The organism is Vibrio sp. 1731 (assembly GCF_033339955.1).
Classification (GTDB): domain Bacteria; phylum Pseudomonadota; class Gammaproteobacteria; order Enterobacterales; family Vibrionaceae; genus Vibrio; species Vibrio alginolyticus.
The window spans coordinates 59289-66529 of record NZ_JAWOVO010000026.1; the positions used below are offsets into that span (position 1 = coordinate 59289).

Sequence of the window (7241 nt, forward strand, 5' to 3'; positions counted from 1 at the left end):
TAGTTTTGTTTCAAGGTTAGATAGGGCAGCGAGGCCCTACGCCAAAAGTTACTTAAATTTGATGAGGTCATCACTATGTCAGCTAAGAAGCCATTGGCTCTAGTTATCCTTGACGGTTACGGTTACCGTGAAGACACAGCAAGTAACGCAATTGCGAATGCGAAAACACCAGTAATGGATGCTCTGATTGCGAATAACCCACACACATTAATCTCTGCTTCAGGCATGGATGTTGGCCTTCCTGATGGTCAAATGGGTAACTCTGAAGTTGGTCACACTAACATTGGTGCAGGCCGCGTTGTATACCAAGACCTGACTCGTATCACTAAATCAATTGCTGATGGTGAGTTCGAACAAACGCCTGCGCTAGTTGAAGCAATCGACTCTGCTGTGAAAGCTGAAAAAGCAGTACACATCATGGGCCTGATGTCTCCAGGCGGTGTTCACTCTCACGAAGACCACATTTACGCAGCAGTTGAAATGGCAGCGGCGCGTGGCGCAGAGAAAATCTACCTACACTGCTTCCTAGACGGCCGTGACACACCACCACGTAGTGCTGAAAACTCACTACAACGTTTCCAAGACCTATTTGCGAAACTAGGTAAAGGCCGCGTTGCTTCTCTAGTAGGTCGTTACTACGCAATGGACCGTGACAACAACTGGGATCGCGTCCAAGTTGCTTACGATCTTCTAACTCAAGCTAAAGCTGAGTTCACAGCAGAAACGGCAGTTGCAGGTCTAGAAGCGGCTTACGCTCGTGAAGAAAACGACGAATTCGTTAAAGCAACAGCTATCAAAGCAGAAGGTCAAGAAGACGCAATCATGCAAGATGGCGATGCGGTTATCTTCATGAACTACCGTGCTGACCGTGCACGTCAAATCACTCGTGCATTCGTTCCTGCATTTGACGGTTTTGAGCGTGCAGCATTCCCAGCAATTAACTTTGTGATGCTGACTCAATACGCGGCTGATATCCCTCTAGCTATCGCATTCCCACCTGCGTCTCTAGAAAACACTTACGGTGAGTGGCTATCTAAACAAGGTCAAACTCAGCTACGTATCTCTGAAACAGAGAAATACGCACACGTGACTTTCTTCTTCAACGGTGGTGTTGAGAACGAATTCGAAGGCGAAGAGCGTCAATTGGTTGCTTCACCAAAAGTTGCAACGTACGACATGCAGCCTGAAATGAGCTCTCCAGAACTAACAGAGAAGATGGTTGCGGCTATCAAGTCTGGTAAGTTCGATACCATCATCTGTAACTACCCGAACGCAGATATGGTTGGTCACACTGGCGTTTATGAAGCGGCTGAGAAAGCAATCGAAGCTCTAGATGAAAGCGTGGGTAAAGTGGTTGAAGCAATCAAAGAAGTTGGCGGTCAACTATTGATCACTGCGGACCACGGTAACGCGGAAATGATGATCGACCCTGAAACTGGCGGCATCCACACTGCTCACACTAACCTACCAGTGCCTCTAATCTATGTAGGTGACAAAGCGGTTGAATTCAAAGAAGGCGGTAAACTGTCTGACCTTGCACCAACCATGCTTTCTCTAGCTGGTCTAGAAATCCCAGCAGAAATGACGGGTGAAGTATTAGTTAAATAAATAATTAACTAACGGCTCCGAATGACAAAAGCCCGAGTTTAAACTCGGGCTTTTTTGTATCTGGCAATAAGGGCTGGTCTGTAAGGTTACTGAACCAAAATGCCCGCACCAATCACAGCTAGGGCTGCGCCCAACCATGCAAATCGGTTTGGTCGGCGTTTAGTGTAAATCCAGAGCAGTGGTAGCAACATAATTGGCGTGGTTGAAGATAGAAGTGCAACCATACCTACATTTCCTTCTTGCAGTGCGTATAAGATTAGCGTCATGCCGACGGCCATCGCCAAGAAACCATTAAGCGCAGTAATACCAAATATGCGCCAAGTAATGTGTTGCGTCGAGCGAGCGACTTTGACTCCTAGAATTAACAACATGCTGTGGGCGAAAAAGGCACTGATCATTCGAATAGCAGAAGCCGCAACTGGGTCAATACTGGTTTGCATTACTGGCTTGGCGATGATGCCGCCCAATGCTTGGCACATTGCTGCGGTTAAGCCAAGTCCAATACCCACCCAGATGTTACCTTTAATGTCTTCCAAGACGTTATTCACTTGACCTCTTCGGCCAAAGAATATCGCCATCACCACGCCGCTAAATACCAATGATGCGCCCAGTAGTTCTATTGTGGTCATGACTTCGCTAAATAAGAAGTAGCCCAAGATGGCAGAGAACACGGCGTGGCAAGAGAAGAGTAACCCGGCTTGTCTTGGCCCCATACGATTCAAACACGCGAATAGAGCGGTATCGCCAATAAAAATACCAATCAGTCCTGAGGCCATCATTGGCGTTACATGTTCCCAAGAAACCGTTAACCAGCCGCCAGTTATCCAGGCCATTGTTGATAAGATCACGGCTGTGCAGCCCATACGCCAGCGGCTGTAAGAAAATGCGCCTAGGTGTTGTGCAGGAATGACCGAAATTAGGCTAGAAACTGCCCACAGAAAAGCGGAGCATAAAGCAAGCCATTCGTAACCCATGATGTGTCGACGTCCTTGTAGAGTAGAGGAGTCTTAATATGCACGAAATTTATGGGATGTAAAAGCCGCTCTGTAAGGGCAGTAGCTGGAGAGCAGCTCCATGACAACACGCTTTTTCATGGAGCTCTTCGATTAAAACAGTACCAAAACTGCGCCATACACGATAAGTAGACCAATCAAACCAAGAATCAGCCCCACTTTCGCCATGTCTTTGCTCTCGATGAGGCCTGTTGAATAAGCCAAAGAGTTTGGTGGTGTGGAAACCGGTAAGATCATGCCAAGTGATGCGGAGAAGGCGACGACAACAAGTAAACCTTGTAGGCCACCAACCGCAATAAGGCTTGGCATGGATGTACCAATAGCGGCAGCAATAGGCATCAATAAGTTTGCTGTTGCGGTATTAGACATAAAGTTCGCCATTAACCAACACACTACTGATAGGGCTAAAACAACGGCAAATGGTGATAGCAGGCTGTAATCAATGGCGTGCGCTAATGCTTCGGCTAAGCCCGTTTTGTCTAAGGCAATGCCAATTGCTATACCACCGGCAACTAGCCATAAAACATCCCAGTTAATCAGCTTGAGTTCTTCTTTGCCCATAATGCCCGTTAAGGTGAAGACCGCAAGCGGGATAATCGCAACAACATACGTGTTCATGCCGTGCACTTTTGTCGTCATCCAAAGCACAATGGTTAGTGCAAAAGTGATGTAGACGACGATCGCGCGCCAGCTCCTTTTGAATGTACCATCTAGCTTTAGTTTCATTTCTGGTTCGCTAGACGGAAACAGCTTTTGCAACAAGAACCAAGCTACAGTGAGTTGTACCAACACAAATGGTAGACCCATTGTCATCCACGATAGGAAGTCTATCGCGTTTTCCCCAGTGAGATATTGAAGCGCTATCGCATTAGGTGGCGTGCCTATCGGAGTCGCAATGCCGCCTGTATTCGCGGCAATTGGAATGCACAGCACCAGCGCTTTAATCCCTAAATCCCCTTTAGGTGCTGAAGCGACGATGGGGCCAAGCAGGGCTAGCATCATCACGGTCGTGGCAGTATTGGACATAAACATTGAAAAAACGGCGGTAATTAACATCAAGCCCAGCATGATGAACTTAGGTTGGGTGCCGAATGGTTTTAATAGTACTCGGGCGAGGTTGTTGTCGAGCTCGTATTTGGAAGCCGCAATCGCGAGAGCAAAACCACCCATAAAAAGAATAATGATCGGTGAAGAGAAGGCCGAGAAAATATCGGTGTAAGCAATTAACTCTCCTAAATCATGCCCCGCTGGTGGATTGCGAAATAGATGCAAACCTTTATCCGATATCATGATCAGTTCAAGAGCGATAATAAAAATGGACGTAGCAAAAACGGGAACCGGCTCGAGAACCCAAAGTAGGGCAGCAAGAAGAAAAATAGCCAACAGGCGATGCTGAATTAAAGTGAGATCGTCAATAGGAATAGCATCGATCGGCATCATCAAAACACCAAGCGGAATTAAAAAGCACACCAGCAATTTCGCCAACGTGTTTACACTCATCTTTGGCATTGGCTGCCCCTCTAAATATTCATTCTAAGCGCAGGATAATTGATTGTGGAATGAGGGTCTTAGAGGCAGGTATGAGTTTGAGAAATAGAGGCTAAATTTCGAACGGAGTTTTGCTTTTTATCAATAAAAAGAGCCCTTAATAAAGGGCTCTTTAACGGAGTTTTGCTTATTTTTTCAAGGCGTAAGGTGTGCCCATAACGGTTGGCTTACCGTTTTCCATGCTTGCGTCAAACTCAATCGCGTCTTTGGCAAACAGGTTAATAACAGTAGAACCCAGTTTGAAGCGGCCCATCTCTTCGCCTTTTTTCAAGATCACGGCCTTGTCACCCTCTGCTGGGTAATCCCATTTGTAGACAGTGTTTCCACGAGGCGGAGTGATCGTGCCAGCCCATACTTGCTCAATGCTACCAACAATTGTCGCACCAACAAGCACCTGTGCCATTGGACCAAACTCAGTATCGAAGATACACACCACACGCTCGTTACGTGCAAATAGGTTCGGTACGTTTTCTGCTGTCAGAGGGTTTACTGAGAACAGGTCACCTGGTACGTAAATCATTTGGCGCAGAGTGCCGTCACATGGCATGTGTACACGGTGGTAATCGCGCGGAGATAGGTACAATGTTGCAAAAGAACCATCTTTAAATTCGTCAGCTAAATTCGCGTCACCGCCCAGCAATTCTTGTGCTGAGAAGTGATGACCTTTTGCTTGGATAAGTTGACCATCTTCAATAGGGCCAAACTGGCTAACACAAGCGTCGGCTGGATGAGTGATGACGTTTTCGCCTTCAGAAATTGGGCGTGCGCCTTCTTTTAGCTCACGAACGAAAAACTCGTTGAACGTTTTAAAATGCTTAGGATCTGAGTGCTTTGCCTCATCCATATTCACATTGTATTGTTTGATAAACCAACGAATAACTGCTGTTGTTAGACCGCCAGCTTTTGCTGAAGCCAGTTTACCCATTAGGCGAGTGAGGCCGTGTTGTGGGATCCAGTACTGCAGTCCAACTTTAAACTTGTCCATCTTTAATTCCGATACTTCTGTTAGATTCGCGCTTTAGGGCGCGTGATGTTACTGAAATTTAATTTGCTTGTCAGTATTAGGTGAAGACTTTTTACACAGTTACAGCCTTAACTCAATTACAGATCGGCTTTTTTATTACGTGAATACTGACGATTTGCTTTGTTTTCAACCATGCTTTCCAAAATGCGATGATAGTTTTCAAAGCGAGTTTCGTTAATTTCCCCGTTCTCGACAGCTTCGCGTAGAAGGCAGCCTGGGTCATCATTGTGTTTACAATCTCGGAACTTGCAACCGCCTAAATATGGTCGAAATTCAACGAATGCTTTTGTTACTTCTTCTGCTTCCAAATGCCAAAGACCAAATTCACGTACTCCAGGTGAGTCGATCAAATCGCCACCCGTTGGAATGTGGTATAAACGTGCAGCCGTCGTGGTGTGTTGGCCCAAGCCAGAGTTCTCAGAGACTTCGCCTTCTTCCACTTCGCTCTCTAGTTCCGGCATTAACGCATTGACTAAGCTGGATTTCCCTACGCCTGATTGACCAACAAAGATGTTAATTCGATCACGCAGTAGGGTTTCTAGTTCAGCAATGCCTTCTCCAGACTTCTTGCTGACCAGAAGCACTTTATAGCCAATACGTTCATATTCTTTGAGCCATTCTTCATACATTGCACGGTCATCGGCTTCTAGAAGGTCGACCTTATTTAAGACCAACAATGGCGCAATATTCAGTGTTTCTGATGCAACGAGATAGCGGTCAATAATATTTAGCGATAGCTCTGGTAATACCGAAGAGACAATGACCATTTGATCAATATTGGCTGCAACGGGTTTTAGACCATCGTAATAATCTGGACGAGTGAGCACTGAAGAGCGAGGTTCTACCGCTTCAACAACACCAGAGATGCCCGCCATAGACTCCAATCCTTCGCGCCATAAAACACGATCGCCAGATACTAGAGACTCAATACCACGGCGGAGGTTACAGCGTTGAATTTCGCCTGTTTCAAGGTCTTCAATGTCCGCGTGCTGACCAAAACGAGTGATCACGAGACCTTGCTTGCTGGCGCCTAGCATGTTTTCATCCCACTGGATGGAATCTTCTTGCTTCTTCAAACGCTTTTGTTGGTTGCTACGTACGCGTCGCACCTGACCTTTGGTTAACTTTTTCTTCTTTGCCACAATTCTGTACTTTATGTGAATTTACTCAAACGGTTGAGCCGTACTCTTGGCTCCGTGTATGAGTATCGTGTTTCTCGTATTTTGAGGTATAGTACCTCTTTTATCGATAAACAAATAGGCGGCGTAACCATGTCCTTTAGCGATCAAAACCTAATTTGGGTTGATTTAGAGATGACAGGGCTTGATCCTGAAACGCACAAAATCATCGAAATTGCTTCTATTGTCACGGATAGCGAACTAAATATTTTGGCTGAAGGTCCAGTGTTAGCGATTCATCAGCCGGAAGAAGAACTGGCGAAAATGGACGACTGGTGTACTAATACGCATACGGCAAGCGGTTTGGTGGAGCGCGTTCGAAACAGTCAAATCTCAGAACAAGACGCAGTCGCACAAACCATTGAATTTTTAGAAAAATGGGTGCCAAAAGGGGCGTCGCCAATATGTGGTAACAGCATTGGGCAGGATCGCCGCTTTTTATACAAGCATATGCCTGAGTTGGAAGAGTTCTTCCATTACCGATATGTTGACGTTAGTACTCTTAAAGAACTAGCACGTCGCTGGCAACCTGAGGTGCTAAATGGGTTCACAAAACAGGGAACACATTTGGCCTTGGACGACATTCGTGAGTCCATCGCAGAACTTAAGTACTATCGAGGTACTATTTTCAAGATTTAACTGTTAAGGTTGCGATCCAAATTGTTGTAATTTATATCGCTTTTGATTGCTTTTTCGTCGTTCAGTAAAAAAATAAAGTTTTTTTGAAGGAAGGACTTGCATCACAAAAAAATGCTCTTATAATTCGCAGCCCTAAACAGCGGAAACGTTGTTGATGCGACACTAGCTCAGTTGGTAGAGCGCAACCTTGCCAAGGTTGAGGTCACGAGTTCGAACCTCGTGTGTCGCTCC

The 7241-nt window shown here is 45.9% G+C and carries 6 protein-coding genes and 1 tRNA gene; 3 read left to right on the forward strand and 4 right to left on the reverse strand.

Going from position 1 to position 7241, the window contains the following annotated elements; all coding sequences use genetic code 11:
* Window positions 1–75 precede the first annotated feature (75 nt).
* Window positions 76–1608 (forward strand): 2,3-bisphosphoglycerate-independent phosphoglycerate mutase, encoded by a 1533-nt coding sequence (gpmM, locus tag R7035_RS21835; protein WP_132937284.1) that lies wholly within the window; start codon window positions 76–78, stop codon window positions 1606–1608.
* Between the two features lie 86 nt (window positions 1609–1694).
* On the opposite strand, the gene R7035_RS21840 is transcribed toward gpmM, so the two are convergent.
* The 4 genes from R7035_RS21840 to rsgA all read right to left on the reverse strand — a co-directional run bounded on the left by R7035_RS21840 (window position 1695) and on the right by rsgA (window position 6335).
* Entirely contained in the window at window positions 1695–2582 is an 888-nt protein-coding gene (locus R7035_RS21840) for a DMT family transporter (protein ID WP_132937283.1), read from the reverse strand.
* 132 nt (window positions 2583–2714) lie between these two features.
* Window positions 2715–4130, reverse strand: a complete 1416-nt coding sequence (locus tag R7035_RS21845) for an SLC13 family permease (protein ID WP_132937282.1) — start codon at window positions 4128–4130, stop codon at window positions 2715–2717.
* 166 nt (window positions 4131–4296) lie between these two features.
* On the reverse strand, window positions 4297–5154 hold the full coding sequence (asd, locus tag R7035_RS21850; RefSeq protein WP_005381465.1) for an archaetidylserine decarboxylase: 858 nt from the start codon (window positions 5152–5154) through the stop codon (window positions 4297–4299).
* A gap of 116 nt (window positions 5155–5270) precedes the next feature.
* Window positions 5271–6335, reverse strand: coding sequence for a small ribosomal subunit biogenesis GTPase RsgA (gene rsgA, locus R7035_RS21855; protein ID WP_005386419.1), 1065 nt, complete (start codon window positions 6333–6335; stop codon window positions 5271–5273).
* 129 nt (window positions 6336–6464) lie between these two features.
* On the opposite strand from rsgA, the gene orn reads away from it, so the two are divergent.
* Together orn and R7035_RS21865 are read left to right on the forward strand one after the other, a co-directional pair.
* Complete coding sequence (orn, locus tag R7035_RS21860) at window positions 6465–7010, forward strand: oligoribonuclease (RefSeq protein WP_017635574.1); 546 nt, start codon at window positions 6465–6467, stop codon at window positions 7008–7010.
* Window positions 7011–7166: 156 nt separating this feature from the next.
* Window positions 7167–7239: transfer RNA gene (locus R7035_RS21865), tRNA-Gly, on the forward strand.
* Window positions 7240–7241: the final 2 nt, after the last annotated feature.